This window comes from Pseudomonas sp. EA_35y_Pfl2_R5 (assembly GCF_963970805.1).
Taxonomy (GTDB): domain Bacteria; phylum Pseudomonadota; class Gammaproteobacteria; order Pseudomonadales; family Pseudomonadaceae; genus Aquipseudomonas.
Genome location: NZ_CAXAOW010000003.1, coordinates 572,288 through 598,175 on the forward strand (window position 1 = coordinate 572,288; position 25,888 = coordinate 598,175).

Consider the following 25,888-nt stretch of genomic DNA (forward strand, 5'->3'; position numbering starts at 1 on the left):
ACGCCACTCATCCGACACAGGGAACCAACCCATAATTCCAGGCTTCTTCCCGGTAGACGCCGCGTGGCAATTCCGCCCCACGGCGAACCGGGAGAACCGTCATGCCACGTGGGAGCAAAGACAGTTACAGCGAGAAGCAGAAGCGCAAGGCTGAGCACATCGAAGACAGCTACAAGGCCAAGGGTGTAACGGAAGAGGAAGCCGAAGCCCGCGCCTGGGCTACGGTGAACAAGCAGTCAGGTGGCGGCGAGAAAAGTGGCTCTGGGCAGACCACCAGCGCTGCGACTAAGCAATCGGCCCGTAAATCATCTGCACGCCGGGCGGTGGCGACCCGCCAAGGCACGCCCCGTCCGGGGGAGAAATTGGAAGCCATGACCAAGACCGAGCTACTGGACCTGGCCCGCAAGCGCAACTTGGCGGGCCGCTCAAGCATGGACAAGAGCGAATTGCTACAGGCTCTACGCAACGGCAGCTGAGAGCATCAGGCCGTAGCGCTGAGGATAGTCCTCAAGGCTTTACTCAGCGCTTACGCTCCTTGCTTGTCGGCACGACCTCATCGGTCCAGGGCTTGCCGTCAAGAGGAGCGGAACGGCCCAGTTCGGCTTCGTCGAGCCCGCTGCCGCCACCGATTTCTGACTCTTTGACGGTACGCAGCTCTTCATCCGCCGGGCCGTCACCGCCGGGTTCGACCGGTGAGCGTGCGCCGCTTTGGTCGAACAGGGTGTCAGGGCTGAGGTCGTCGAGGCTCACGTTGTCTTCGTGCGCACTGTCAGTCTGCGTCGCTGCGCCAGTCAGACCGAGGTCAGCCACGGGTTGGCGCGGGGCCTGCTCGACTTCGTCGACAGGGGGTTGGCCCAAGGCACTGCCGTCTTCGTCATCGCTGAAATCCAAAATATCGTCGGCAATCTCGGGGGTATAGGGAGCGGGTCTACGGGTCGTCATGATGATTCTCCGGATCAGTTGGCTGATCGGTCGACCGCAGCCGCCGATCACTGCTTCAGTTAGATGCCTGGACTGTTTACGGCGAGATCGGATCGCTGGCCGGGAAGGTTTCTTCCAGAGCGCTATCCATCTTGATCTCCTGGGTCCGCTTCTTACTTCCAGTGTTCGCCTCAAGCTTGTCCAGGGCCGCTCGCAGGTCAGCTACGCGCTGGCGCAGGTAAACCAGTTCGGCTTGCGGGTCAGAGATCAGGGCCTTGAGCGAACAGTGCCCACTGGTGCCACGCTGCAACAGAGCGAAGCCACCAAGGGCCTTGATAAGGCCCCTCGTCCCGCCTTGGTAAACACCACTGGCAATGGCCGCTGCACCGGTAGCAATGGAAATGACGCGTTCAATACGCTGAACGTTGTGAATGCTCGTTGACATATCGCCTCCTCCTGGCCGAGATGCTGATCGCACCTCAATGATTTTGCCGGGGCAGCCACACATAGCCTGCAGTTGCGCCCGAGCAGGTTGTTCTGATGCGTTAGAAGGCAGGCCTGTAGGCAAAGGTTCCGCCTATCGGTCGAGTGGTTCAGGGCCACAGGATGACCTTGTGACAGTCGTCGTCCTTCTGCTCGGAGACCCGCTAACCCTGCGGCTTTCGACGTCGCGTAACTCAGTCTGCGCCATCAGCGTGTCCACCACCGCCACCAAGGCCTCACTATGCTGGCGTCCCGCCTCTCGCTCCTGCTGGTACTGGCGCAGTTGTGCCTGCGCGCTGCCGCCATCACGCACCAAGCGCTGAGCATGCTGCACTGCAGGTTCATCGCCGGGAACAATGTGCGCCTGCAGCTGTTGCAGCACGCTACCGAGCCACTCGGCAAAAGGCAGCGCACGCTGCGTCGCGGGGTCGATAAAGGCGCCGCACAAGCCGTAACGCTTGGCTCGCCAGCGGTTCTCCAGGGTAATCACGCGGGTTATCGGGTCATCAATCCAGCTGGCTCTGGGCGCATTAATGGCGTAATTGACCATGGTCCGAAACAGCGCCGCTATGCACAGCGCATCGTCAAGCCGCGGACAGGCATCGGCGATGCGCAACTCCAGAGTCGGGTAGCGAACGGCCGGGCGGATGTTCCACCACACGTCTGCCGAGCTGCGGATCGAGCCGGTATCCAAGAGCATCTGCACGTAGCGCTGGTAGTCGGCGTCACTGTCGAAATGATCGGGAATGCCCATGCGCGGCCACTCATCGCAAACCGCTTGGCGATAGCTCATCAGCCCAGAGGGCTTACCGTCCCAGAATGGCGAAGAGGCACTCAAGCCCAAGAGCAGAGGCAGCCAGGGCGTGACGCTGTTCATGATGCGAATCCGGTCCAGCTCGGCCGGCACCCCGACATGCACGTGCAAACCCGCCAGGACGCTGCGGCTGGCAATTATCTGGAAGTCATCGAATATCTGCTGATACCGCGCAACGCCGGTAGGCCGCTGCTGCCGCCATTGCGCCAGCGGCTGTGTACCAGCGGCCACCAGGCCAAAGCCAAACTCCCTGGCCACCTGCGCCAGGGTGCGGCGTGCGCTACTCAGGCATTCACGGGCATCTTGCAGGTTATGCAGAACCGGGGTGACGACCTCAAACTGGGCGGCGAACATCTCTCGGGTGACCAGGCTACCCAGGGCCTCCTGGCAGGCTGCAGCGAAGCCTTCCACGGGCTGGCGGGGAATGCGCCGGCTGAGCAGATCCGTGAGGAAATACTCCTCTTCAATGCCGAACGTGGGGGTTGAACGGTCTGTCATGGCGCCTTCCTTAAGCGGTTCTTGTGGTTGATACGCAGCGGCCTGCATGGTTCAACCTGTTCGCTCACGGCGCTTGCGGGGGAAATTAGGTGGAATTAATTCTGGCGCAAAGCCCTCCTAACTGAGAGGCCCAGAATCAGTCGCGAGGCTGTTTCTGGTTGTTGCCAAACCGGCCAGGAGGCCCAGCCAATGTCCATCCTCAGCCTTGTCGACACCTCCTTCAGCGACCACGCTCGGTCTGTTACCAGCAGAGATCAGTGGCAACCGATCTATCGGCATCTGTTGGCCGAGCCTCTGCACGCACGCGAGGCTGCGCGCGACTTTCTCGATGAGCGCCTGGAGGAAGCCGCTGACTTGCCCTGCGATCTGCCTGACAGCCCTGACCAGTTACACGCCTGGTCTCTTCGCGGGGCTGCAGCCGTCACTCAGCAATATGCAGCCTACCTCGCTGACCGGCGCGCCGGTGTTGCACGCCAATACTTCAGCCATCGCGCCCAAGCGCTGTCTTTCCTGCGTGCAGTGGCACCGACCAAACTCGTCGATGGCGCCTGGTTGTACGGCACGTTGCCGCACTGGCGGGACGTACGCATGCAACCGCTGGTGCGCACCTATCTGGAAGAACTGGGCGATGGCATCCCCCAGCAAAATCATGTGCTGATATATCGCAAACTGCTGGCCGCTCAAGGCTGCGACGACCTCAGCAATCTGGACGATGGCCTTTACCTGCAAGGCGCGATCCAGTTGGCACTTGGTCACATGGGTAGCGACTATCTACCCGAGGTCATCGGCTACAACCTTGGCTATGAACAGCTGCCCTTGCATCTGCTGATCAGCGCGTTCGAGTTGGAAGAGCTGAACATCGACCCCTATTACTTTCAGCTGCATGTGACCATCGACAACAGCGGCACCGGCCATGCGGCCAAGGCGGTACGTGCCGTGCTGGATAACCTGCCGCTGCTGGGTGACGCCAAGGCGTTCTATCAACGGGTTGCCTTGGGTTATCGGCTCAACGATCTAGGCGTCAGCTCACGGGCGGTTATTGCAGGCTTCGACCTGGAGCAGGAGCTGCACCGAATGCTTGAACACAAGCGCGGCGTGGCTGGCCAGGTGCACTCCGATTACTGCCGCATCGAGGGACGGACGATCAACCAATGGCTGGCCTGCCAAGAAGGCATCGGCGGATTCCTCGACGCACTGCAACGCCGGGGCTGGATTAAACGCCACCAGGATCCTATCCACAGCCGTTTCTGGAATCTGGTGCGCGGCGATGGAGCCGCGATGTTCGGTGTCTTCAGCGATTATGAACAGCAACTGGTGCATGACTGGATAGCCGGCGACTGGCTCGATACAGAAACCGCCAGACGCCTGAACAGCGGCGGCTTTCGCAAGAATCGCCAACACGCGGACCTACTGCTGGACACCGCGCAGCCGGACGAAGGCCACGAACTGGACAGTGAACAACAGCTGCTGCGTATGCAATTACGGCGCATGGATGCCACGCAACGCGAAGCGCGGCTCATCGAGTTGCTGGCCCCGGTCTATCACCCGACCTCTGCCGGATTGGCGGCCACCCGCGTCTTTGCCGCATTGGCTGGTTAAGCAGGAGAACCCTATGCAGGACTTCACGTCCCTCGCTTCACCCAGCGCCATCGCTCTCGTTAACCTGGGCGCCGCGCTACGCGAGCGTGGTTACCGTTTTACTACCCCTACGCCGGCCACCCACCAACGGGTCAACCAGCGTCTCGGTAATCAAGAAGCACGTAACCTGCGCGATATCTTCGGCTGGAGCCGGGCCTTTCGCCGCGAAACCCTGGATGCCCGACTGTTCGAGCTAATGCGCCAGGCCGATGTGCTGGAAGCACAAGGCATGCGCTGGATCAGTCGAGTGCGGTGGTCAAGCCTGGGCGATGTGCTTTTCGTGCATTCACGCTTTCCAACCAACCGCGCCGACGCCGTGTTCTTTGGCCCCGACACCTACCGCTTCGCGCGGCTGGTGCGCGATTACCTGCAGCACGACACTCGCCCCCTCGCGCGCATCGTCGATATCGGCTGCGGTGCAGGGCCCGGCGCGTTGACTGCAGCCTTGCTGCGCCCGCAAGCCGAAGTGCTAGCACTGGACATCAATGATCAAGCGCTCGCCTTTACTGCCGTCAACACGCAGCTGGCTGGGGTTGGCAATCTGTTAATGGCGCACAGTGATCTGCTGCGTGACGTGGCTGGTAACTTTGACCTGATCATCGCCAACCCACCCTATATGCTCGACCCCGACCGGCGCACCTATCGGCATGGCGGCGGCATGCATGGGGCCGGCTTGTCACTGAAGATATTCGATGCCGCACTGGAACGCTTGGCACCAGGCGGTACCTTGCTGCTCTACACCGGAGTGGCCATATTCGAGGGTCAGGACAGCCTATTCGACGCCATTCAGCCATCGCTACACGACCTCGGCTGGGACTGGAGTTATGAGGAAATAGACCCGGATGTATTTGGTGAGGAACTGGAAAAGCCCGATTACGCTCAAGCAGAGCGCATTGCCTGTATAGCGTTGAGGCTTACGCGCCCGCCTGTGGTTTGAATTGCCAGGGAGCAGGCCTTTGCAGACGTGCCCCGCTCCCTGTCGCTGTTTAGGCCGCGGCGGCCTGTAGATCGTTTTTCAGGGTTTTCTGCATGACTTCCATTTCATCGCCAAGCTGCAGAAGCTTCTGCTTGCCCAAGAGCTTGGCAGCCTTTGGGAACATATCCTTTTCCTCCTCTTCGATATGGTGCTCCAGCAACTCCTTGAGCACCTTCACGCGCCCCGAGAACTCGATAGAAGACGGCACAGTGTCCTTGATATCGGGCAATACAAGCGAATCCACGGCGCGATGCTCTTCCTTAGCCTCGGCGGTCAGCACGCCTTCACCTTTGCTGCCCGCAGCCTTGAGCGCAGGATAAAAAATCCGTTCCTCAATGGTGGTATGCACCTGCAGTTCAAGCTCGATCTTTTGCAGCAACTTCTTGCGTGTTTGCACTGCGCGCTCAGTGGTGTCACTTAAGCGGCTGAGCAAACCTTTTACGGTTTCATGATCTTTCTTGAGTAATGTAATGGCGTCCATTTCTGCGTCCTCATCGGTTTTCTTGCGTTTACCAACTCCACAGTTCAAACAACTTGGCTCGTTTATAAAATGCCGCCAACGCGTCGAAAGCGTCGCCGTTGCTGACCTTGCTGCAGATCCAATGTTTGGCACTGCCGCCCCAGTCAGCTGGACGAGCGGGAGCCTTGGTCGAATACAACGCGAAGTTCTACACAGCTTCCAAGCGCCGGCTCTGTGGCGCAGTCTTGGCCTTGTAGATGTTTTCAAAACAAAAATTGGTGGCTTCGACATAGCCTTCCGCAGAGCCGCAATCGAAGCGCTGCCCTTTGAATTTGTACGCCAATACGCAGCCCTGCTTGGCCTGTTTCAGCAATGCATCGGTGATCTGAATTTCGCCATTCTTTCCAGGTACTGTTTGCTCAATAAGGGCGAAGATGTCAGGCGTCAGGATATAGCGACCAATGATTGCCAGATTGGACGGTGCCTCTTCAGGTCGAGGTTTTTCCACCATTCGTTCAACCCGGTAAATGTCATCACGAATTGCCTCGCCAGCAATCACGCCATAACGGGAGACGTCCTCAAGAGGAACCTCCTGAATCGCAACGATAGAACAGCGAAACTGCTCATAGAGCTTGACCATCTGAGCCAACACACCATCACCGTCGACGTTCAAACACAGGTCATCGGCAAGCACCACGGCAAAGGCCTCATCGCCAATTAGCGGACGCCCACACAAAATGGCGTGGCCGAGCCCTTTCATTTCCACTTGCCGCGTATAGGAAAAACTGCACGCCTCGATAAGGTGACGAATACCGCTCAAGGACTTCTCTTTGCCGGTATTAGAGATTTCATGTTCCAGCTCGTAGCTAATATCAAAATGATCTTCTAATGAGCGTTTGCCACGGCCTGTGACCACGGCAATTTCAGTCAGACCGGCTTCCAGCGCCTCTTCTACGCCATATTGGATAAGTGGCGTATCAACCACCGGCAGCATTTCCTTTGGCATCGATTTGGTCGCTGGCAGAAAGCGAGTTCCATAGCCGGCGGCGGGAAACAAACATTTCTTGATCATTGAATAGCACCGAAAGTGGGGGGTGTAGAAAAACTGACCCGTCCGAACGCAGCTAGGTTCAAGGAATTTTTATCGCAGAATGGTCTGAAAAAACGGGGTAATTGCATGAATGGCTGAAGCGTCTTGTGGTTATTCAGGCTCGCCGTAACTAGCCGCAGAGAAGGCCCGATCCGAAAAGGTACAGCAACCAATGCGCTCTAAAAGAGCCAGAGAAAAAGTCAGATATCTGTAAAGGTAATATAACCAATGAAGCCTGTACAAGACCTGTACAGCAAAGAAAAATCGGCAATCTTCGCACAACTAAATGATATCAATTTACTATTGTTTTATACCGTTCGTCCGCCAATAGTGCACTGCGTTTAGTCCGCGCTACCTTTTCATTTCGCCGCACCTTTCTTAAGGAGAAGAAAATGAAACCGGACGTACTAGTTGCCAATCTTGAAGGTTATGCAGTACGTGTAACGGAAAGACCTGACGGCAGTATCTTATTGAAATTTGTTTCATCTGATGGAAAATCAATAGAACGCGTTGCGGGAAAAATATCAGATATAAAAGACACAGTAAGATCAATAAAATTTGATGTAGCCTATGAAGCAGGAGAAGAGCACTTAAGCGATGCCGTGAAATATTGCTGCAGCGCCGCTGCACTACCCACTTACTCAAAAAATCCAGTTTTTCGAACACAAAGCTCCAGACTGTGGGACACAAGGAAGATACGCGAAAAATAGACGTATCTCTCTCACATTAAAAATGTGTACGGGGCTTAAAAATGGACATTTTAAATCACCGATACTACGCCAAATACAGCACCCAAGTTAATCCTTCACGGGCTGGAGCCATTACAATTACAGCTATTTTTCTTATATATTTTTTTAAAGCTTATCTCCCCCACAATGTTTTAACCGAAGGTCAACAGAACGCACCTATTTATTACACAAAAATTAATTGTCTTGGGAGCGATCAGACGGCTTGCACTAATAGCTGCCTGAGTACACAACAGTTTCAATTGGGATGGGAAATAAACGAACCCACGCTCACCTGCGGGCAAGCCATTATCGATACGGCCAGCGAGTTTGACAATGTGAGCCTAGAGAATATGGTAATTCAGTCAATTAAAAGAATACCGGCTTTCTAAACAACAAAAGGGCATTGCCTGTATTTTCGCTTTTAATCAGCCAGACGTTGAGCGTCTAGCAACGCCTGTAGTTGTGCCTGGCGCTTAAGCAACGCGTCATACTGAACCACCAGCGGATCTCGAAACACAGGAGGTAACTCCTCCTGAAGAAGCGATTCAAAATCCCGACAGATTGAAAGCAAAGCCTGCGAACTCTCTTTGAGCAAGACTTGATCATCGGCTTGACCGAGCAATAACTTCAGCCGTTGCCAGACGCAGTAAAGCATTCCAGCCGCACTGACATGCTGGACGGGTCGTCCGCCATAGCGCGTTATCTGACGTCGCAGGTGATCACCTGCCAAATGCAATTCTACGACTAGGTTACTGAAGAACGAGCGTAACTCTTCAGCGTCAGCGTTCTGCTCACAATATTTGAAAGCCACCTGTCCGCGGTGACAGGTGGAGAGCACTTGATTCAATTGAGCAATGGTTTTGTCTAACGTTGGCATGCTTTCTCCCTTTTCATGGGCCGTACTAGGTATATGTCCATAGTGTGTGTAATGGCAGATAGCCGTCGACTGCTCTGCTCAAGGATATTATTTCGCCACGTAGCTTCATGCTTATCTAAGCCAATCGCTAAAAGTCATTTTTCTAGCCACCCTCATAACACCATCCTATCTCACTAAATACTGATTTAGTTTCTGATGCCGGAACGTGCATTTCCTATCGAAATAGTCTGATAGCGGCCAATAGGTACGAAAACAATGCAAAGTGGTAGTTGATAAACGATACCCAAAGGGCCATTAACATCAAAGTCACGACTCCTATAACCGCATTATCGTCCCCTGACGGGGCCGACTGAACTGCCTCACCGCGATCAACGATATCAACCCCACCGCTCAAACCGCCAAACCAAAACTGCAAACGCATGTATCCCTACACAGACTCAATATTGAAACGTCTCACGTTACTACCCTGACCTAGCTATAGACCGCCATTCTTAGCAAGAGTCAGTTTTTTCCATTATCCATTCGTCGGCAAGTCCCTTAAGACAGTTAGCGCATGTCTCTAGGAGCAACAGGAAAATAATCCTCAGAAACGAGCAGGCAGTAATGCTTGTCTGTAGGCGCACAATGCACATCACGGCGTTATAAGAACCAACGCCAATGTGATTACTTATATATAGGCGAGGCAGCATTATAAAAATCACAAAAGTAGGATAGACGGTCAATGACATCGTTCGCTGTCGCACAGACTTATCCTGGCGCGTCACTCATGGTGAGGACTCACTGCGGCTGCACTTGCCGCGCAACTGTCCCCCTGAGTTCAATACTCGTCACGAGGAGTCACCATGTACAACCCAAATGATGTAAGCAAGCAAGGTGTTAATTCACTGGGCAACGGCACCGGACCCATCGTCGCAGGCCCAGCAGCACGAGGCGACACGAAGCTCGGCTCAGCCAATGTTGCCCATGATTTCCATACGTTCTTGATCGACATTGAAGACCTCATCAAGGATATGGCCACCCTAACGGGCGACGACTTGGCCCAGGCTCGAAATAAATTAAGCTCGCGTATTGAGGCGGCTAAAGTATCCGCAGAGGCAGTTGGCGAAAGCATCTCTCAGCGAGCCAAACAGACTGCTGAAGCTTCCAACAATTACCTTCATGAAAAACCGTGGACAGTCCTGGGGGCCGGCGCAGCAATTGCCTTCGTGCTCGGGTTACTCACCGCGCGGCGGAGCTAGCTACGCCTAACAATGCTGCCGCCTGCAAACAGCACTGTCAGTGCTCTTCTTGGCGGCAGTAGGTGGCAATGAGAGGGGCGGACAAGATATACACCAATGCATAAGAGCGGTGAGTCTTAGTTTCTATGGTACTTAACCACCTGCAGCTGACTGGGCCTACTGGGTAGTAGACGATCCGTTTCTTTCTTAACCACGGCGTAGCATTCGCAGCTCAACTCCTCGAGTCTGAAACGATCTAACACCGTGATGTGCCCGCGGTAGTATTCAATAATGCCTTGCCGTTGTAGCTTTCCTGCGGCTTCAGTAATTCCCTCGCGGCGCACGCCAAGCATGTTGGCAATCAACTCTTGAGTCATGGAGAGTTCATTACCGGGCAGACGGTCAAGTAACACCAGTAGCCAGCCGCACAATTGCTGTTCGATACAGTGGTGCCGAATACAGATCGCGGTTTGCGACATCTGGGTGATCAGCGCTTGGGTGTATCGCAAGATCAACTGTTGCAACTCTCCGTGACGGTTGCACTCATCCAGAAATCGCAGACCGGACAAACGGTAGGCGTGACCACTGCTGTGTACGACCGCACGGTTGGACATGCTTTCACCGCTCATAAATAGCGCCAGACCGGCTATACCCTCATTGCCTACAACCGAAGTCGCGACTGAGGCACCGCTCTCGACAACACAAAGCGTGGCAATAACTGCATCGGTCGGGAAATAGACGTGGCGTACGGTATCGCCCGCTTCATAGATGACCTTTCCCTGCGGCAGCTCCACCCACTCCATGCTGCTAAATAGGCGTTCTTGAACATCTCTTGATAAGGCCGCTAAAAGAAGGTTTGGCTGAGTCGATACGGGTTCCATTCTGCCATTCCATATATATGAAGGGGTCATCGACGGCGAAGGTCATGATGAAAAGCGACAACAAAGAACGACTATTACACGTGAACGCACTCAGCCTATTGCGCAGCGCTAGGGCACGGATTAAGCGACTACTGATACTCAACGGATAAGTGTGGGCTTATCGCTCAAGTTTCTTGGTCATATGTTGTTTGGCTATGGCTGTTATTAAACGTTCAACAAAAATTTGTTAACCGTCGGCCTCAAGGCAACTTTCCACTGCCTGGTGCACCCGCGTTTTTGTGCGGTCAGCCGTGAGGTAATTAAGGGGAACATCTCATGCTTTTCATGACTCAACCCAAAGAAGCACTGCTTCGCCCATGGTTAAACACGCTGAGGAGGAGCTATACGCAATTCACTGTCGCAGAGATCAACGGGTCGACCTGGGCCGCCACTTTTCTTACTCACACGAGGAGTAGTTCATGACATCCGACTGGTTGGCCTATATTCCCACAGCGGATTTAAGAGCTCTGCTCGCGGCTTTACTGGCCGCATTTTTACTGGCTCTTGCCACCAAGTGGCTGATGGTGCTGTTACTGCGATTAACCCGCTCGTTCACCTTCGCCCGCGAACTGCTGTTGCAGGCGAAGGCGCCGCTGCGTTTACTACTGCCATTGCTTGCCGTGCAGATGGTCTGGAGTGCCAGCCCCGATGACATTCTGTTTATCGCCGCAGCACGCCACATTACCTCGCTGGGCATTATCGGCAGCGTCACCTGGCTAGGGCTGCGCGCCGTGAATGCAATCCAGCAGATCATTCTCGTGCATCACCCGGTCAATATCAGTGACAACTTGCGCGCCCGGCGTATTCAGACGCAAACACGCGTGCTCGTACGCACGCTCAGCACGCTGGTCATTGTGTTCGGCTTTTCTACCATGCTGACGACCTTCCCTTCTGCTCGCCAATTTGGCACCAGCTTGCTGGCATCGGCCGGGTTGGCGGGTTTAGCTGTAGGCTTTGCAGCAAAGCCCGTACTGGGCAATTTGATTGCCGGGCTACAAATTGCCCTCACCCAACCTATTCGCCTAGATGACGTGGTGATTGTGGAGAATGAGTGGGGGCGTATCGAAGAGATTACCGGCACCTATGTCGTGGTCCGCATCTGGGATGACCGCCGGCTGATCGTCCCCCTGCAGTGGTTTATCGAGAATCCATTCCAGAACTGGACGCGGATGACCTCATCACTGATCGGCTCGGTGACATTGTGGGTGGACTATGCGACACCTCTGGAACCCCTGCGCCGTGAAATGGCCCGACTGTGCGAGGAGGTCCCCGAGCTGTGGGATGGCCGTGTCAGCGTGCTGCAAGTGATCGAAAGTAGCGAACGCGGTATCCAGTTGCGCGTACTCGCCAGCTCCGCAGATTCGTCACGCAATTGGGACCTGCGCTGCTATCTGCGGGAAAACCTGATCAACTTTATAAGCCGTAATTACCCGCATTGCCTGCCGCAACTGCGCGGCGTACTCAAACCCGATGTTGAGAAAGAACATCGCGCCGAATTGCCGTCTGAAGGCGAGATCAGTGAACCGGAACGGCAACCTCCAGTATGACGGCTCAGACCTACCGTAGACGCTCGTAGTAGTAAGGCAGCCGTAGCAATGCATAGCATGCTGCAGCTGCGCGCACTTCGTTGCGCTCGCCAGCAAACTTCATGGTTTCGCTCACTACGCCGCTATGACCGTTAACCTTCATGGCGCAGGCAAAACACTGCACTCCATCCATTGCGCCATCCGCCTCGGCCAGTCCGGTATTAGCCAGCACGATATCGGCCGTGCTGAGCTTCATGGCACCGACCGCCATCTCCCGTGCCACCTCTTCACTGGTTAAACCAAAGGTGCCGATAGTCTGCATGCTAACCCCAAGACAGGCATGTTTAGCCTGCGGCGAATACACCACAAAACCGGATTCGAGTACCGCGCCAGCACCCATTGCCTCCGCCACCATGGAGGCCATTAATCCAGCCGTACAGGACTCTGCCGTCGTCAGTTTCAGCTGGTATTTCTCTAAAAAACTCACCACCTGTTCAACGCTGTGCATGGGCTGAGACCTTATCTGCAGTTGAGGGAATTCTTGTAGAAGTGGGAAGCCAGCGCGCCTTGCAAAGTTCAACCTATTACTCCAGCTGCCGCGGGAAATAAGACGAACTTTCAGCGACGTCATAGGGTCAGCCATTTATATGGACGGCCTGGCGCATAGCCGCTTTGCGGGATGTTTTCTAAGCCACTCAATACAGCCAGGCTCGTTAACAAACACCTATCGCGTTTGCATTCTGCTACCTGCCGAAAGGCTTGGTGAAGGGATGGACGCCCCAGTGAAAGGGATGCATAAACACCATGCGCGAAGTCTCGGCGAACAAGAAAAATCTATGGTGGTTCTGGGGCAAGCGCCTGCTGACCCTTTTCTTCTTCATCATGGTTCCAGTCATGCTGTTTATGCTGGTGAAGAACCTCGACTGGCAAGAAGTTAAACAGGCGCTGCAATCGTTCAGTGCGCGCACCTTACTGCTGTGCGTCATGATCACAGTGCTCAGCTATGTGTTGTTCAGCAGCTACGATGTGCTTGGCCGCGCCTACACCGGACACAAGCTCCCGGCCAGGCAGATTCTGCCGGTGGCATTTGCCTGTTATGCCTTCAATCTCAATGTCAGTTCATGGGTTGGCAGTATCGCCCTGCGCTATCGCCTGTATTCCAGGTTGGGACTGGACTTGGCAACCATCACCCGCGTACTCAGCTTCAGCCTGGTGACCAACTGGGTGGGTTATGTGCTGATCGGCGGCATCGTATTTTCTCTGCGCCTATTGGACCTGCCGGAACACTGGAAAATCGGAACCACAGGGTTGCAACTGATCGGCATAGTCATGCTGGGCGCGGCCATGACTTACCTATTGGCCTGTCGCTTTGCCAAGCGGCGCGCCTGGACCTTTCGCGAACACGAACTCACTCTACCCACGTTACCCCTGGCCCTGCTACAGATCAGCATGGCTGCGCTCAACTGGTCACTGTCCAGCCTGGTGGTATTTTTGCTGCTGCCGGACAGCGTTACTTACCCCACGGTGATTGGCATCATGCTGATTAGCAGTATTGCCGGGGTTATCACCCATATCCCGGCTGGCCTTGGGGTCTTGGAAGCGGTGTTTATAGCCCTGTTACAGCACGAGGTAAGCAAGGGCAGCATCCTCGCTGCCTTGATTGGCTACCGAGCTATTTACCTGCTTTTACCGCTGATGGTGGCCTGTGCCGTGTATCTCATCTTGGAGAAACGTGCCAAAGCCCTGCGACGCCACTCTGGCATGCTCAAGCCACACGATCAGCCTTCATGATTAGCGGCGGCACTCGTGGTGACTTTTGCGTGAAGAGCAATCCACCGAGGGAAGGTGGATACCATTAACAATGGCCCCCAGCCTCTTCACATCTGTCCTGTATGGCGACGATGCGCCGACTGCCGCAACGGCTACAGCATTGGCGCAGCACGTCTTCATTACCTAAATGTTCGAGCTGGCCTCTGCCCAGAGGCAACCACCGATAAAACAAATGAATGTCATAACGATCTCCACGCGGCGTAACCACTGGAAGGCTGTTATGAATTTCGACTGCAAGCTGTGGTACGCGGTTTCACTTCTTAGGTCGATAGAAATAGGGAACCAACCTTGCGTAAGCAGGGTCTACCTGAGAATGGACTTGGAAAATTGCTGATTACGGGAGGCGTTCATGCCCAAGAAACATATGTTTTTGGTCCGCTATAGCCTGAATGCGCAGACGCACAGCGTTGAGGTGGAAAGCGAAGCCGAAGTTCTAACGCCGGAGCAGGCGCGCTTCTATATCGAATCGCTGCATACCGCGAAACTGCCAGCGCAGATCACTCAAGTACAGGTAAGCGAACTGAAGAAATCGGAGCACGGCGCACCTGTTGGGCGACAGTTAAATCCCTGATGCGCAACGCACGACGATGTCCGAACTAGCTACCTCTAATAAACCACTCGATATTAGCCAATTCACTTCTTGCCAACCGGCACGCCCCATATGTCCACGGCATATTCGCGAATGGTCCGATCAGAAGAAAACCAGCCCATTCGCGCGCAATTGAGTATCGCCGAGGACCACCAGGCATCCGGGTTTTGCCAAAGCTGATCAACACGCCGCTGGGCCTCCCAATACTCATCGAAATCAGCACAAACCATAAACCGGTCCTCGCCGACTAAAGCATCGACAAGCCCGGTATATCGGCCTGGATCATCAGGTGAAAAGACGCCCTCGCGGATTGCTTCTAGAGCCAACCTTAACCGTTCAGAAGTTTCAAGCAAGTGGCCCATATTCAGCTCGCCCGCTTGCTTGCGCATATTCACCTGGCTGGCTGTCATACCGAAGATAAACATGTGTTCACGGCCAATCCGCTCGCTCATTTCCACATTGGCGCCATCCAACGTGCCGATCGTCAATGCTCCGTTGAGCGCGAATTTCATATTGCTGGTGCCCGAGGCTTCCAAGCCAGCCGTGGAGATCTGCTCAGAAAGATCCGCTGCGGGAATAATCATCTCAGCCAAGCTGACATTGTAGTTGGGCAGGAATACCACCTTCAGTAGGCCGCGCACCGTTGGGTCATCGTTGATTGTGCGACTGAGGTCATTGGTCAATTTGATGATGAGCTTGGCCTGGTGATAACTGGCCGCCGCTTTGCCAGCAAATATTTTCACCCGTGGCGCCCAGTTGGTGGTCGGGTCATTGCGAATGGCCTGATACAACGCGACGGTATGCAGCAGGTTAAGCAACTGGCGTTTGTATTCGTGAATACGTTTGACCTGTACATCAAATATCGCGGCAGTGTCGATGTTGATTCCGAGGCGCTCTTGAATCAAATGGGCGAGCGCCTCTTTACCATGTTGGCGCTGAGCGGCGAAGCGTTTGCGCAGCGCCTTGTCCCCTACATGCGTGGCCAGCTTGCCAAGCACAAGGCCAGGAGCGTCGAGCACCTCACTGCCCAAAGTATCGACCAGCAACTGGGTCAATAACGGGTTTACCTGAAATAACCAACGGCGAAATGTCACGCCATTGGTTTTGTTGTTGATTCGTTGCGGATACAACGCGTGGAGGTCACGGAACACGGTCTGCCGCATAAGCTCAGTGTGCAGAGCCGATACGCCGTTAACGCTATGCGCGCCAAGAAACGCCAAGTTGCCCATGCGTACCCGGCGCCCGTGGTCTTCCTCGATCAGCGACACCGAACGCAATAACGCGAAATCATGGATATCCTGCGCGCGCAGTGCATCGATATGGTGGGAATTGATCAGGTAGATAATCTGCATATGCCGCGGCAGCAGGCGCTCCATCATCGACACGGGCCAGGATTCCAGAGCCTCGGGGAGCAAGGTGTGGTTGGTATAAGCAAGGGTTGCCACCGTTAGCCGCCATCCCTCGGACCAACTCAGCTGATGCACATCCACTAGTAGCCGCATCAACTCAGCAACAGCGATCGCAGGATGGGTATCGTTAAGCTGGATGGCCACTTTGTCAGCAAGGGTACGGATGCTGCCATTTTCATGCATATGCCGATGCAGCAGATCCTGCAGCGAAGCGGAGACGAAGAAGAACTCCTGGCACAGGCGCAGTTCCTGCCCGGCTTCGGTGCTGTCTGCGGGATAGAGTACCCGTGAGATACTCTCAGCGCGTACCACTTCGGCCACGGCGCCAAAGTGATCACCCGCGTTGAAGCGGTCCAGATGCAGATCTTCCTCAGCGCGTGCTCGCCACAGCCGCAAGGTGTTCACCGATGCACGACGCCAACCCACTATTGGTGTGTCATAGGCGATGGCACGGATGGTTTCCGTAGGTTGCCAAAGCTGGCGCGATACAGCGTCCTCATCCAGGTGGCTGATTACGCTGCCACCAAAACCGACGCTATAGCTCACCTCGGAACGCTCAAACTCCCAGGGGTTACCGAAATCCAGCCAGGTTTCCGTTTGCTCAAGCTGCCAGCCATCGGCAATGGCTTGTCGAAACAGACCATGCTCATAGCGGATGCCATAGCCATGCGCTGACAGCCCCAACGTAGCCATGCTTTCCATAAAACAGGCAGCAAGACGGCCAAGGCCACCGTTACCCAAAGCGGCATCGGGTTCCAATTGCCGAATGTGTTCCAAGTCGACATTCAGCTCCGCCAATGCATGGCGGGCTGTCTCGAGCAGGCCGAGGTTACTCAGGTTGTCGACCAGAAGACGACCGATGAGAAATTCCAGGGACAAATAGTAAATGCGCTTATGTGGTTGGCGATCAACGTCAGCCGACACCTCCTCCCACCGGTCTACCACATGGTCGCGAGCGGCCAGGGCTACCGCCTCAAACCAGTCATGATCAGAAGCACTGCTTGGGTCCCTACCTACCGCGTATTTAAGTTTGCCAAGAATGCTGTTTTTAAATGCCTGTACGCCATCAATCTCAGACTTGGACTCAGCAGGCATGGGATACCTCGCAAATCAAATACGGAAGCCGCATAACGTTAGGCCGTTTGCTGAAGGCTTCCTGGAGTAAAAGTGACGTGGTGATTAAGCGGCGAATACCGGCGAGCATTGTTCCCGCTTATCGCGCTCAGTAGATCTCGCCCCGTTACCGTTAAATTAAGTGCGACCACTGCGGATCGACATTTGCCCATCTCACCCGAGGAGCATTCGATAAGGCCGACGTTTTGCATAAAGCGCAGGTGTTCTTTCACTGAACGAGGGCAATGTTCAGCCAGAGCCTGCTGAGCGAAATGATAGCCAAGCTCCAGGCGCTCGATTCGCTGGAGCAACTCCTTGATCAGACTCCACTCTCTCTTCATGCCCTTGCCTCCCTATCGCCATCAAGGGGCATCGAATTGCGCGGCCCTAAAACGTTGGGTGCACCTTCGCCTGACTAGTTCCATCTTTTCCTTCGCGCTCCGCTGATCAGAAACGCTGAACTTTGGGCTCCTGATCTATTTCCAAAACAGTGCCCTCAGCCATTTCTCACAAGGATATTGCCATGGTCATTCGTACCTTATTTTTTCTAATCGGCAGCCTGGCGGGCTCATCCGCTTTCGCCGCTGCCTGCCACGTCAGCCAAAATATGTCCGGTGCGCAGGTGCCCGCAGTGGCGCTGGAAAGCTGTTACGAGTTCACCGAAATGCCTGCCGAAGCGATCAACTGGTCGTGCAGCAATGAAAGTACACAACCGCAGGGAAGTGAAAAGCAGAAGGTGGCGCAATGTAAAAGTGGCGCCGTGGCTCAATGCTCGGCCCCTTTGACTCAAGCGACGCTGGCCAACCACCGTTCCACCGGTGATAACGAGCAAGCCGCGGAAGTCAACGTACCGGCGGATGCCAAGGTCATTACCTACTTCTATTCGTTAGAAGATAGCCAGCAAGCCAAAATCGACTGTGAGAACGGTGATGGTGCATGGAAGGCACTATGAGCACCAAGGCAGGAGTCGCCCTGTTGCATGTGCAAAACGACGTAGCGGAACACGAGCAAGCTGTGCATCGCCACCTCGGGCAAAAAATTGCGGCTCTGATGGGCACAGCCTATCTGGGAAGCTATGACCCACAGCAACACAGCAGCAGTTGCTATTTAATTCCTGACGACACGTTGGTGGGTGACACACCGCGGCATGCTTTAGGCATTCAGGGTGTAGCGGATTTTTTTGGTGGCGCGGTGAGTCAGCCGTTTATGGCAACCAAAGCCATAACCCATACTCTCTATGAACAGCCGACACGGATACCGCCTGGCTGGTCAGAACACTTCTCGCAGCAAGCCAGTAGCGCCATCTTGCGCGGCTATACGGTGTTTGATCGAGAGGATGCCGTGCGTGCGGGTGAACGCTTATTACGTCAAGGCCCAGTGCGCCTGAAACCCGTGCGGGGCAAGGCCGGTCGTGGCCAGGAAGTACTCAGAGACCGGCAGCAATTGCTCGACAGCGTCGCAGCCCAGGATCCTGAGGAAGTCGCCACCTGGGGCTTGGTAATCGAGGAAAACCTTTCAGAAGTAATCACCTACAGCGTCGGCCAAGTAATGGTCGCCGGCATTACCGCCAGCTATTACGGCACCCAACGGCTGACCAGAGATAACGTGGGCGCAGAGGTCTATGGCGGATCCGATTTGGTGGTAGTGCGCGGAAACTACGCGCAGCTGAGTACGCTGGAAATGTCCCCCCAGGCTCGGCAGGCCATTGAGCAAGCGCGCCTGTACGAGCAAGCAGCCTTCGACTGCTTCGGGCTATTAGCCTCACGCTGTAATTACGACGTGGCTCAAGGAGTGGATGCACTAGGCCAGCAACGCTCGGGCGTACTTGAACAGTCCTGGCGCATCGGTGGCGCCAGCGCCGCTGAAATTTTTGCCCTTGAAGCCTTCAGCCTGGATGCGGAGCTGCACTGCGTGCGTGCATCCACTTATGAATCCTATGGCGAGAATTCACCTCCAGATGATGCAACCCAGCTTTACAGCGGCAGCGAGCCAGGACTTGGCCTTTTGCGTAAATACGTCAAGGTCGAACCCTATGTCCGCGTTTAGCAAAGATAAAGCGCGGGCCGGTCAAAATAGAGGTAAAAATTTTCGAGGTAACAGGTACTGGGATACTAATTGGCTGTCGGCCTGTTCCTCGGTTTTAAGATCGGTGGGCGTCACGGGGCGCTTGGTTATTGGCGGAGCCAATGCTCCGTGAAACCCGGATATCTGGATGCCTATATCGGCACTGTAAAAAAGGCTCAAGCGCCGTTTTATATGACGACGCTTGAGCCTTTTAACAATCAGCTGCGCGCTCTAGCGGTGTTACGCAAAGCCTTGATCTGATCGTGATTGCGCAATACGCCTTCGTACTGACGCTGTACCAACTCACGAACATTTAGCGGCAGTTCATTTTTCAGAGCTTCGGCGTAGCGCTTTTTAGCGACGTCCTCACCACGCTCGCACTCATTGAGGATGGACTCCTCATCTTTGCCAGACACCAGTGACTTCAGGTCTACCCAACGGCGGTGCAAGTCACCGGCCATGCTGGTGTCATTCTCTGGAGTGCCGCCAAAGCCAAGCACCAGTGTTTGCAGCTCTGCAGCAGCCGTAGCGCACTCACGAGCACGGCTGGTAAATAGACTCTTCAATTCCACATTCTTCACATCCTCTGCGCATGTGCGGAACCCAGCTTCGCCGTCCTTACTCGTTTCAATCAGATCATTGAGTACGCTGATGGTTTTATCCAAGCTTTCATTGCTCATAGTGATTTTCCTTACCGGCATACCGGCTGTTTGATTGCACTCCAGAAGTGTCGGCGCTTGAACTAAGCGTCGACATGATCGTTGCTAGTAGTACCTACCTGTTTGATTCAAGCTACTGCGGCGCACGCACTACTTGATATGGCCCTAGGTATTCCCCAGCAATAGACAGTACTGTACGCACCGCCTGTATGGTTGACCGAAGTATGACGCTAGACGTTCAATTAATTTGATCAACGGCACAAGCAACTTTCTCCACCAACCAGACAATCTCATCATGCTGAAAAGTATTCGTGGGTAGATTAACCCTGCACGGCTTAAATCAAAAACAGATATACAATATCGAGACTTTAAAAACTTGCTAACTGACAAAGCAGGCAAGCAAGAGAAACACTATTGACTGGATGGATTTTTTATTTTCCGTCTAGAGAACAACGATTTGGAGGCTGTAAGCTGTATTGGCTCTCCCGTGAACGTAGGCAACTTTGCTTTTACCCAGTTATTTTTTTTCCCATTCCATCTAACATTACCACCTGACAATTTAACATCTCTTACCAAGTCATGTATTAGTGCGTTCACACATGTTTCAGAGCTTATAGCCTTCCCGTCAATAACCTTACGTAATGCAAGACTTTCATCTATGCGCAGCGTTAGCAGAACGTTGCCATCGGGTCGTTGCGTGAGCGTAGCGGTATACTCTGGCAAAGACTTACAAGCTTCATTGATCATGCTCATCTCTGACCCTCCGTGTTTGAGCCAGATTACTTGAGCACTATGCATGCCAAATCCAAAAAATATTTAACCGCTTGTTTTATCTAAAATATTCCCTACATAAAGCACCAGCCATGAATGCAAACTGCATGAACCCCTATAAACAACATTGCAATTTGCAAGGTTAGCCGGCAGAAGTTCGAGTGCCGTACCACCGAACAAGACGAACTGCCGGCAGTCCCTACGTGCACTACTCCTCAAAACGGCTGAAAGCATCACGATCACGCTCGTAATGTCTCGTCAGCGGAAACGGCGGTAACCACGACTCACGGCGGATTGTCCAAAGCTCGTACGTAGGAATGAGTTGATCGGGCGCATCCAGCGTCCCCAGGTTAACTTCAATTTCGTCGGCACTCTGCGAGTAAACGGAAGAACCGCAGCGAGGGCAGAAGACATGCCCTTGATAGTCCCGCGTTTCACCTGAGATCGTCACCGCCGCCTGCGGGAAAATCGCAGATGCATGAAAAATCGCTCCATGCTGCTTGCGACAATCAAGGCAATGACAAACGCCCACTCGGTAAGGTTTCCCCGACGCAACAAGCCGGACATCGCCGCAAAGGCAACCACCTGTGAATTGATCCATACCCTCCTCCCGAAAACTCAAACAGTCGCAGGCTCTCTGCAATGCCGAAACCTGGAAACTAGGTTTCCCGTACATTCAAGCAAACGCGCAATAGCCTGAGGGCCAAGCCGTGCTAACGACTTGGATCCTAGGAACAGATAATCAAGTTCAATAAAGTTGTCAGCACACGCTGTCCATCTTCTTATTAAGCACCTCGCTCTGAAGGGAATGCAGCCGTTGATGCTCCAGCTTAAAACTGTTCGACTCCCTATCTCCGCTTGTCCATAAGCTGCCCTTCGCAGCTGGAAACCGCTACAATCGCGCCCCTTTCGCGCCTGTGCGCCGGCTTATCTGGACCAAGATTCGTGATTTCCACCGCTAATATCACCATGCAATTCGGCGCCAAGCCGCTGTTCGAGAACGTTTCCGTCAAGTTTGGCGGCGGCAACCGTTACGGCCTGATCGGGGCCAACGGCTGCGGCAAGTCGACCTTTATGAAAATTCTTGGTGATGACCTTGAGCCGTCCGGCGGCCAGGTGATGCTGGAACCGAACGTACGTCTGGGTAAGCTGCGCCAGGATCAGTTCGCCTACGAAGAATTCAACGTGATCGACACCGTGATCATGGGCCACGAAGAGCTGTGGAAGGTCAAAGCCGAGCGCGACCGCATCTACTCGCTGGCAGAAATGAGCGAAGAAGACGGCATGAAGGTCGGCGAGCTCGAAGGTGAGTTTGCCGAGATGGACGGCTACACCGCCGAATCCCGTGCCGGCGAGTTGCTGCTCGGCCTGGGCATTCCGCTGGAGCAACATTTCGGCCCGATGAGCGAGGTCGCTCCCGGCTGGAAGCTGCGCGTGCTGCTGGCCCAGGCGCTGTTCTCCGACCCAGAAGTGCTGCTGCTCGACGAGCCAACCAACCACCTGGATATCAACACCATCCGCTGGCTGGAAAACATCCTGGTGCAGCGCAACAGCACCATGATCATCATTTCCCACGACCGCCACTTCCTCAACTCGGTCTGCACCCATATGGCCGACCTGGACTACGGTGAGCTGCGCCTGTTCCCCGGCAACTATGATGAGTACATGACTGCAGCGACCCAGTCGCGCGAGCAATTGCTGGCCGACAACGCCAAGAAGAAAGCGCAGATTTCAGAGCTGCAGAGCTTCGTCAGCCGCTTCTCGGCCAACGCCTCGAAAGCCAAGCAGGCCACCAGCCGTGCCAAGCAGATCGACAAGATCCAACTGGCCGAGGTCAAGCCATCCAGCCGTGTCAGCCCGTTTATCCGCTTCGAGCAGAACAAGAAGCTGCACCGCCAGGCGGTAATGATCGACAAAGTAGCCAAGGGCTTCGACGGCAAAACGCTGTTCAAGAATTTCAGCTTCCAGGTTGAAGCCGGTGAACGCGTGGCCATTATCGGGCCGAACGGTATCGGTAAAACCACTCTACTGCGCACGTTGATGGGCGAACTTAGCCCGGATGCCGGTACGGTGAAATGGACCGACAGCGCCGAGCTTGGCTACTACGCCCAGGACCACGCCCACGACTTTGAAGACGACGTCAGCCTGTTCGACTGGATGGGCCAGTGGACCACCGGCGAGCAGATGATCCGCGGCACGCTGGGGCGCATGTTGTTCTCCAACGACGAGATCCTTAAATCGGTAAAAGTCATCTCCGGTGGTGAGCAAGGTCGCATGCTGTTCGGCAAGCTGATCCTGCAAAAGCCCAACGTGCTGGTGATGGACGAACCGACCAACCACTTGGACATGGAGTCTATCGAAGCGCTCAACCTGGCGCTGGAGAACTACCCGGGCACCCTGATCTTCGTCAGCCACGACCGTGAGTTCGTCGGTTCCCTGGCCACTCGCATCATCGAGCTGTCGGCCAACGGCATTACCGACTTCAGCGGCACCTACGATGACTACCTGCGCAGCCAGGGCGTGATCGTCTAAATCGGCAGTAACCTGCGCCCAAGCAAAAGCCCGCTCAATTGAGCGGGCTTTTTGCTTTATGCCGTAAATTAGGCGGCGACGAACAACTGCGCAACTTTCGCCTGCGCTGCCGTGAAGGCATTGGCGCGCGGCTCATCGCCGTAAGCCAAACCTTCGGCCCGGACAATCTCAATGTCGGTGATGCCAAGGAAGCGCAGCACGAGCTGCAAATACTCTTCATGGGCCTGGCCGCTTGGCTGACCTGCGTGAATGCCGCCTGCAGTGGAAACGATCACCACCTTCTTACCGCCCGCCAGGCCCTTGGGACCGTTCTCGTCATAAGCGAAGGTCTTGCCGGCTACCGCCACGCGGTCGATCCAGGCCTTGAGCTGGGTCGGTACGGTGAAGTTGTACATCGGCGCACCAATCACGATCGCATCGGCGGCGAGAAACTCATTGAGGGTGCCTTCAGCTAGCTCGACTTCATGCTTTTGCGCCGCATCGCGCAGTTCGGCTGGGGTACCGCCGGCGACCAGACTGGCGGCGGACAGATGGCTCAACGCATCGCTGGCCAGATCGCGATAGCTCACCTGCGCTTCAGGCTCGGCAGCCAGCCAGGCGTCGACCACGGCGCGGCTGAGTTGGCGGGAAGCGGACGAGTCGCCGAGGATGCTGGAATCGAGGTGCAGTAGTTTCATGACAATCTCCAAATTGAGATCGCCCCGCGGCGATCAAGATGCTGGAGATACTATCGATGAATGCAATAGCCGATTAGTCCACGTAAATGCGATAGTTCGTCCCACTGATAGGACGATAAGCCCATGCATGACCTCAACGACCTGTTTTACTTTGCCAAAGTAGTGGAAGCCGGCGGCTTCGCTGCAGCCGGGCGCGTCCTCGGCATCCCCAAATCACGTCTGTCAAGGCGGATTGCCGAACTGGAAAACCGTCTGGGCGCGCGCCTGCTGCAACGTACCACGCGCAAACTGGCGCTGACCGATATCGGCGAGCGTTACCTGCGCCACTGCCAGGCCATGCTGCAGGAGGCGGAACAAGCCGAGGAAACCGTGGCCAGTCTGACCAGCGAGCCACGCGGCCGCCTGCGGGTCAGCGCGCCGGGCGGCATCGCCCTACTGCCTGAGCTGGTGGTGAGTTTTCTCGCGGCCTACCCCAAGGTGCAGCTGGAGCTGATCCAGACCAACCGACGTATCGACCTACTCAACGAAGGCGTGGACGTCGCCTTACGCGTGCGCAGCGCCGAGGACGAAGACCCGACGCTGATCGCCCGCCGCCTACGTCCGGCCCAGGCTTTTATGGTGGCCGCGCCAGGCTTATTGCAGCACGCCAGGATCAGCACACCCGACGATCTTGCTGCACTGCCTGCGCTAGGGGCCCTGGAGGCGGACCGCAGGATTCACCTGCGTTTACAGCATGACAGCGGCCGCGTGCAGGAAGTCATGCTGGAGGCGCGCCTGGCCATCGAGGATTTCAGCGTGCGCAAACACGCGGCCATGGCCGGCCTGGGCTTTACCATGCTGCCCGCGCCCTTGTGTCTGGATGAACTGGCCGATGGCCGACTGATCCGCCTGCTGCCTGACTGGGCGCTGCCCAGCGGCAACCTGCAGGCGGTGTACACCCACAGGCGTGGCATGCTGCCCGCCGTGCGGGCATGGATCGAACATATCAGTGATGCCTTTAGCCGCTGGGATCAGCCGATCTAGCTATGCGCTATTAACGAGGCCTGTGGTTTAACTGGGAAAATGCCGAGCGAGAAATTCCAGCAGCAGCTGATTAACCTGCTCCGCCTGCTCGTTCTGAATCCAGTGCCCGCAGTCCTGCAGCACATGTTGCTCCAGCTGAGTCACGCGCTTGGGCATCTGTTTGAGGGTGTAAGCCTCCAGGGTGCCGACAGGGTCCTTGTCACCCAGCAGAAACAGGGCGGGCTGTTCGATCTGCCGTTCAGCCAGGGCCTCAGTGCGCTGCCAGTTGCGTTCAAAATTGCGGTACCAGTTCAGTGCGCCGTAAAAGCCGCGGTTCTCGAAGGTCTTTAGGTATTGCGCAAAAGAATCTGCATCACACCACTCGGGCAGCACGCCAGGGTCCTGCATGCCATCGAACAACCCAGCACCGGCGGGTTTATCCTGCAGAAAGTGGTCTCTGGGCACGGCCGCTGAGCTGTTGTGCATCATCATGCGCAAGGTTCGCGGGATGTCGGCATCCATCTCCGCCTCGGCGACACCAGGTTCCTGGAAATACACAATGTAATGAAACCGCTCGGCGTACAACTGGCGCATGATCTCGATAGCCGGCTGCCTGGGCCGTCCGCCAAATGGCACCGCCATGCCAACTACCGCCTGCACCCGCGCGGGCTCAAGCAAGGCCAGGTGCCAGGCAATTGGCGCGCCCCAATCGTGGCCGACCACACACACCTGCTGCTGGCAAAGCTGGTTCATGGCCGCCTGGATATCCGCGCAGATGGTCAGCACGTCGTAAGCCGCTGGATCACGGGGCGCACTGCTCTGGCCATAGCCACGCATTTCCGGGATCAGCACGCGGTAACCGGCATCCGCCAGCGGCGCAATCTGCTGGCGCCAGGAATGCCAGCACTCGGGGAAGCCGTGTAGCAACCAGATCGGCCGCCCCGTCGCGGGGCCGGCGCAGTAAAGGCTGAGGTCGATACCGTTGACCTGAAGAAGTTGATGCTCGAGCTGGTGCATGTGCGCCTCCATTAATCGAGACCACTATGACAAAGGCGCCCCCTGGGGTGCGCCTTTTATTGTTCCGCCGAATACGC

Annotated in this window: 28 protein-coding genes; 13 read left to right on the forward strand and 15 right to left on the reverse strand. The window is 55.4% G+C overall.

Annotation, left to right across the window (positions count from 1 at the left end):
- The first annotated feature begins 101 nt into the window (after positions 1-101).
- Positions 102-476: a termination factor Rho gene (locus AACX99_RS09800; RefSeq protein ID WP_339411372.1), complete on the forward strand. Its 375-nt coding sequence runs from the start codon at positions 102-104 to the stop codon at positions 474-476.
- 43 nt (positions 477-519) lie between these two features.
- Here AACX99_RS09800 and AACX99_RS09805 read toward each other — a convergent pair whose 3' ends face one another.
- The 3 genes from AACX99_RS09805 to AACX99_RS09815 all read right to left on the reverse strand — a co-directional run bounded on the left by AACX99_RS09805 (position 520) and on the right by AACX99_RS09815 (position 2,716).
- The gene (locus AACX99_RS09805; protein WP_339411374.1) at positions 520-942 is read right to left on the reverse strand and encodes a hypothetical protein; all 423 of its coding nucleotides are present in this window, start codon (positions 940-942) and stop codon (positions 520-522) included.
- A gap of 76 nt (positions 943-1,018) precedes the next feature.
- Positions 1,019-1,366, reverse strand: a complete 348-nt coding sequence (locus tag AACX99_RS09810) for a YgaP family membrane protein (protein WP_339411376.1) — start codon at positions 1,364-1,366, stop codon at positions 1,019-1,021.
- 132 nt (positions 1,367-1,498) lie between these two features.
- Positions 1,499-2,716, reverse strand: coding sequence for a carboxylate-amine ligase (locus AACX99_RS09815; RefSeq protein ID WP_339411378.1), 1,218 nt, complete (start codon positions 2,714-2,716; stop codon positions 1,499-1,501).
- Positions 2,717-2,905: 189 nt separating this feature from the next.
- Here AACX99_RS09815 and AACX99_RS09820 point away from each other — a divergent pair, with 189 nt between their 5' ends.
- On the forward strand, positions 2,906-4,315 hold the full coding sequence (locus AACX99_RS09820) for an iron-containing redox enzyme family protein (RefSeq protein ID WP_339411380.1): 1,410 nt from the start codon (positions 2,906-2,908) through the stop codon (positions 4,313-4,315).
- 13 nt (positions 4,316-4,328) lie between these two features.
- Positions 4,329-5,291, forward strand: a complete 963-nt coding sequence (locus AACX99_RS09825; protein WP_339411382.1) for a class I SAM-dependent methyltransferase — start codon at positions 4,329-4,331, stop codon at positions 5,289-5,291.
- A 49-nt stretch (positions 5,292-5,340) separates the two neighbouring features.
- On the opposite strand, the gene AACX99_RS09830 is transcribed toward AACX99_RS09825, so the two are convergent.
- Both AACX99_RS09830 and galU read right to left on the reverse strand, forming a co-directional pair.
- On the reverse strand, positions 5,341-5,811 hold the full coding sequence (locus AACX99_RS09830) for a hemerythrin domain-containing protein (RefSeq protein ID WP_339411482.1): 471 nt from the start codon (positions 5,809-5,811) through the stop codon (positions 5,341-5,343).
- 187 nt (positions 5,812-5,998) lie between these two features.
- Positions 5,999-6,862, reverse strand: coding sequence for a UTP--glucose-1-phosphate uridylyltransferase GalU (galU, locus tag AACX99_RS09835; RefSeq protein ID WP_339411384.1), 864 nt, complete (start codon positions 6,860-6,862; stop codon positions 5,999-6,001).
- Positions 6,863-7,272: 410 nt separating this feature from the next.
- Between galU and AACX99_RS09840 the strand changes: the two genes are divergently transcribed.
- Positions 7,273-7,590 carry a hypothetical protein gene (locus tag AACX99_RS09840; RefSeq protein WP_339411386.1) on the forward strand — a complete coding sequence of 106 codons (318 nt, stop codon included), beginning with the start codon at positions 7,273-7,275 and terminating at the stop codon, positions 7,588-7,590.
- Positions 7,591-7,631: 41 nt separating this feature from the next.
- Entirely contained in the window at positions 7,632-7,997 is a 366-nt protein-coding gene (locus AACX99_RS09845; RefSeq protein WP_339411388.1) for a hypothetical protein, read from the forward strand.
- Positions 7,998-8,029: 32 nt separating this feature from the next.
- Here AACX99_RS09845 and AACX99_RS09850 read toward each other — a convergent pair whose 3' ends face one another.
- Positions 8,030-8,485, reverse strand: a complete 456-nt coding sequence (locus AACX99_RS09850; protein WP_339411390.1) for a DUF2383 domain-containing protein — start codon at positions 8,483-8,485, stop codon at positions 8,030-8,032.
- Positions 8,486-9,327: 842 nt separating this feature from the next.
- Between AACX99_RS09850 and AACX99_RS09855 the strand changes: the two genes are divergently transcribed.
- Positions 9,328-9,723: a DUF883 family protein gene (locus AACX99_RS09855; RefSeq protein ID WP_339411392.1), complete on the forward strand. Its 396-nt coding sequence runs from the start codon at positions 9,328-9,330 to the stop codon at positions 9,721-9,723.
- A gap of 116 nt (positions 9,724-9,839) precedes the next feature.
- Here the strand turns inward: AACX99_RS09855 and AACX99_RS09860 are convergent, their stop codons facing one another.
- Positions 9,840-10,583 (reverse strand): Crp/Fnr family transcriptional regulator, encoded by a 744-nt coding sequence (locus AACX99_RS09860; protein ID WP_339411394.1) that lies wholly within the window; start codon positions 10,581-10,583, stop codon positions 9,840-9,842.
- 458 nt (positions 10,584-11,041) lie between these two features.
- Here AACX99_RS09860 and AACX99_RS09865 point away from each other — a divergent pair, with 458 nt between their 5' ends.
- Positions 11,042-12,169, forward strand: coding sequence for a mechanosensitive ion channel family protein (locus AACX99_RS09865; RefSeq protein ID WP_339411396.1), 1,128 nt, complete (start codon positions 11,042-11,044; stop codon positions 12,167-12,169).
- A 10-nt stretch (positions 12,170-12,179) separates the two neighbouring features.
- Here AACX99_RS09865 and AACX99_RS09870 read toward each other — a convergent pair whose 3' ends face one another.
- Positions 12,180-12,656, reverse strand: coding sequence for a CinA family protein (locus AACX99_RS09870; protein WP_339411398.1), 477 nt, complete (start codon positions 12,654-12,656; stop codon positions 12,180-12,182).
- A 296-nt stretch (positions 12,657-12,952) separates the two neighbouring features.
- Between AACX99_RS09870 and AACX99_RS09875 the strand changes: the two genes are divergently transcribed.
- Both AACX99_RS09875 and AACX99_RS09880 read left to right on the forward strand, forming a co-directional pair.
- Positions 12,953-13,939 carry a lysylphosphatidylglycerol synthase domain-containing protein gene (locus tag AACX99_RS09875; RefSeq protein WP_339411400.1) on the forward strand — a complete coding sequence of 329 codons (987 nt, stop codon included), beginning with the start codon at positions 12,953-12,955 and terminating at the stop codon, positions 13,937-13,939.
- 388 nt (positions 13,940-14,327) lie between these two features.
- Positions 14,328-14,549: a hypothetical protein gene (locus AACX99_RS09880; protein ID WP_339411402.1), complete on the forward strand. Its 222-nt coding sequence runs from the start codon at positions 14,328-14,330 to the stop codon at positions 14,547-14,549.
- A gap of 62 nt (positions 14,550-14,611) precedes the next feature.
- Here AACX99_RS09880 and AACX99_RS09885 read toward each other — a convergent pair whose 3' ends face one another.
- A complete protein-coding gene (locus tag AACX99_RS09885) occupies positions 14,612-17,071 on the reverse strand; it encodes a glycogen/starch/alpha-glucan phosphorylase (RefSeq protein ID WP_339411404.1) in 2,460 nt (819 codons plus the stop codon).
- Positions 17,072-17,109: 38 nt separating this feature from the next.
- On the reverse strand, positions 17,110-17,430 hold the full coding sequence (locus tag AACX99_RS09890; RefSeq protein ID WP_339411406.1) for a DUF2513 domain-containing protein: 321 nt from the start codon (positions 17,428-17,430) through the stop codon (positions 17,110-17,112).
- 182 nt (positions 17,431-17,612) lie between these two features.
- Here AACX99_RS09890 and AACX99_RS09895 point away from each other — a divergent pair, with 182 nt between their 5' ends.
- Positions 17,613-18,041 (forward strand): hypothetical protein, encoded by a 429-nt coding sequence (locus AACX99_RS09895; RefSeq protein ID WP_339411408.1) that lies wholly within the window; start codon positions 17,613-17,615, stop codon positions 18,039-18,041.
- Positions 18,038-19,135, forward strand: coding sequence for a DUF3182 family protein (locus tag AACX99_RS09900; RefSeq protein WP_339411410.1), 1,098 nt, complete (start codon positions 18,038-18,040; stop codon positions 19,133-19,135). The genes AACX99_RS09895 and AACX99_RS09900 overlap by 4 nt, the downstream gene beginning before the upstream one ends.
- A gap of 236 nt (positions 19,136-19,371) precedes the next feature.
- Here AACX99_RS09900 and AACX99_RS09905 read toward each other — a convergent pair whose 3' ends face one another.
- From AACX99_RS09905 to AACX99_RS09910, 3 genes are all read right to left on the reverse strand, one after another.
- Positions 19,372-19,833, reverse strand: a complete 462-nt coding sequence (locus AACX99_RS09905) for a PA2169 family four-helix-bundle protein (protein WP_339411411.1) — start codon at positions 19,831-19,833, stop codon at positions 19,372-19,374.
- Positions 19,834-20,223: 390 nt separating this feature from the next.
- Positions 20,224-20,610, reverse strand: coding sequence for a DUF3509 domain-containing protein (locus AACX99_RS22215; protein WP_445261851.1), 387 nt, complete (start codon positions 20,608-20,610; stop codon positions 20,224-20,226).
- Between the two features lie 181 nt (positions 20,611-20,791).
- Positions 20,792-21,184, reverse strand: coding sequence for a GFA family protein (locus AACX99_RS09910; protein ID WP_339411412.1), 393 nt, complete (start codon positions 21,182-21,184; stop codon positions 20,792-20,794).
- A 344-nt stretch (positions 21,185-21,528) separates the two neighbouring features.
- Between AACX99_RS09910 and AACX99_RS09915 the strand changes: the two genes are divergently transcribed.
- A complete protein-coding gene (locus tag AACX99_RS09915) occupies positions 21,529-23,115 on the forward strand; it encodes an ABC-F family ATPase (protein WP_339411414.1) in 1,587 nt (528 codons plus the stop codon).
- A 68-nt stretch (positions 23,116-23,183) separates the two neighbouring features.
- On the opposite strand, the gene AACX99_RS09920 is transcribed toward AACX99_RS09915, so the two are convergent.
- On the reverse strand, positions 23,184-23,792 hold the full coding sequence (locus AACX99_RS09920; RefSeq protein WP_339411416.1) for an FMN-dependent NADH-azoreductase: 609 nt from the start codon (positions 23,790-23,792) through the stop codon (positions 23,184-23,186).
- Between the two features lie 123 nt (positions 23,793-23,915).
- Here AACX99_RS09920 and AACX99_RS09925 point away from each other — a divergent pair, with 123 nt between their 5' ends.
- Complete coding sequence (locus AACX99_RS09925; RefSeq protein WP_339411418.1) at positions 23,916-24,815, forward strand: LysR substrate-binding domain-containing protein; 900 nt, start codon at positions 23,916-23,918, stop codon at positions 24,813-24,815.
- Between the two features lie 27 nt (positions 24,816-24,842).
- Here AACX99_RS09925 and AACX99_RS09930 read toward each other — a convergent pair whose 3' ends face one another.
- The gene (locus AACX99_RS09930; protein WP_339411420.1) at positions 24,843-25,811 is read right to left on the reverse strand and encodes an alpha/beta fold hydrolase; all 969 of its coding nucleotides are present in this window, start codon (positions 25,809-25,811) and stop codon (positions 24,843-24,845) included.
- Positions 25,812-25,888 lie beyond the last annotated feature (77 nt).

Excerpts from the sequence above, each read along its gene's own strand:
- AACX99_RS09800 (WP_339411372.1), top strand. The coding sequence starts at position 102 with ATGCCACGTGGGAGCAAAGACAGTTACAGCGAGAAGCAGAAGCGCAAG.
- AACX99_RS09805 (WP_339411374.1), bottom strand. The coding sequence starts at position 942 with ATGACGACCCGTAGACCCGCTCCCTATACCCCCGAGATTGCCGACGAT.
- AACX99_RS09810 (WP_339411376.1), bottom strand. The coding sequence starts at position 1,366 with ATGTCAACGAGCATTCACAACGTTCAGCGTATTGAACGCGTCATTTCC.
- AACX99_RS09815 (WP_339411378.1), bottom strand. The coding sequence starts at position 2,716 with ATGACAGACCGTTCAACCCCCACGTTCGGCATTGAAGAGGAGTATTTC.
- AACX99_RS09820 (WP_339411380.1), top strand. The coding sequence starts at position 2,906 with ATGTCCATCCTCAGCCTTGTCGACACCTCCTTCAGCGACCACGCTCGG.
- AACX99_RS09825 (WP_339411382.1), top strand. The coding sequence starts at position 4,329 with ATGCAGGACTTCACGTCCCTCGCTTCACCCAGCGCCATCGCTCTCGTT.
- AACX99_RS09830 (WP_339411482.1), bottom strand. The coding sequence starts at position 5,811 with ATGGACGCCATTACATTACTCAAGAAAGATCATGAAACCGTAAAAGGT.
- galU (WP_339411384.1), bottom strand. The coding sequence starts at position 6,862 with ATGATCAAGAAATGTTTGTTTCCCGCCGCCGGCTATGGAACTCGCTTT.
- AACX99_RS09840 (WP_339411386.1), top strand. The coding sequence starts at position 7,273 with ATGAAACCGGACGTACTAGTTGCCAATCTTGAAGGTTATGCAGTACGT.
- AACX99_RS09845 (WP_339411388.1), top strand. The coding sequence starts at position 7,632 with ATGGACATTTTAAATCACCGATACTACGCCAAATACAGCACCCAAGTT.
- AACX99_RS09850 (WP_339411390.1), bottom strand. The coding sequence starts at position 8,485 with ATGCCAACGTTAGACAAAACCATTGCTCAATTGAATCAAGTGCTCTCC.
- AACX99_RS09855 (WP_339411392.1), top strand. The coding sequence starts at position 9,328 with ATGTACAACCCAAATGATGTAAGCAAGCAAGGTGTTAATTCACTGGGC.
- AACX99_RS09860 (WP_339411394.1), bottom strand. The coding sequence starts at position 10,583 with ATGGAACCCGTATCGACTCAGCCAAACCTTCTTTTAGCGGCCTTATCA.
- AACX99_RS09865 (WP_339411396.1), top strand. The coding sequence starts at position 11,042 with ATGACATCCGACTGGTTGGCCTATATTCCCACAGCGGATTTAAGAGCT.
- AACX99_RS09870 (WP_339411398.1), bottom strand. The coding sequence starts at position 12,656 with ATGCACAGCGTTGAACAGGTGGTGAGTTTTTTAGAGAAATACCAGCTG.
- AACX99_RS09875 (WP_339411400.1), top strand. The coding sequence starts at position 12,953 with ATGCGCGAAGTCTCGGCGAACAAGAAAAATCTATGGTGGTTCTGGGGC.
- AACX99_RS09880 (WP_339411402.1), top strand. The coding sequence starts at position 14,328 with ATGCCCAAGAAACATATGTTTTTGGTCCGCTATAGCCTGAATGCGCAG.
- AACX99_RS09885 (WP_339411404.1), bottom strand. The coding sequence starts at position 17,071 with ATGCCTGCTGAGTCCAAGTCTGAGATTGATGGCGTACAGGCATTTAAA.
- AACX99_RS09890 (WP_339411406.1), bottom strand. The coding sequence starts at position 17,430 with ATGAAGAGAGAGTGGAGTCTGATCAAGGAGTTGCTCCAGCGAATCGAG.
- AACX99_RS09895 (WP_339411408.1), top strand. The coding sequence starts at position 17,613 with ATGGTCATTCGTACCTTATTTTTTCTAATCGGCAGCCTGGCGGGCTCA.
- AACX99_RS09900 (WP_339411410.1), top strand. The coding sequence starts at position 18,038 with ATGAGCACCAAGGCAGGAGTCGCCCTGTTGCATGTGCAAAACGACGTA.
- AACX99_RS09905 (WP_339411411.1), bottom strand. The coding sequence starts at position 19,833 with ATGAGCAATGAAAGCTTGGATAAAACCATCAGCGTACTCAATGATCTG.
- AACX99_RS22215 (WP_445261851.1), bottom strand. The coding sequence starts at position 20,610 with ATGCATAGTGCTCAAGTAATCTGGCTCAAACACGGAGGGTCAGAGATG.
- AACX99_RS09910 (WP_339411412.1), bottom strand. The coding sequence starts at position 21,184 with ATGGATCAATTCACAGGTGGTTGCCTTTGCGGCGATGTCCGGCTTGTT.
- AACX99_RS09920 (WP_339411416.1), bottom strand. The coding sequence starts at position 23,792 with ATGAAACTACTGCACCTCGATTCCAGCATCCTCGGCGACTCGTCCGCT.
- AACX99_RS09925 (WP_339411418.1), top strand. The coding sequence starts at position 23,916 with ATGCATGACCTCAACGACCTGTTTTACTTTGCCAAAGTAGTGGAAGCC.
- AACX99_RS09930 (WP_339411420.1), bottom strand. The coding sequence starts at position 25,811 with ATGCACCAGCTCGAGCATCAACTTCTTCAGGTCAACGGTATCGACCTC.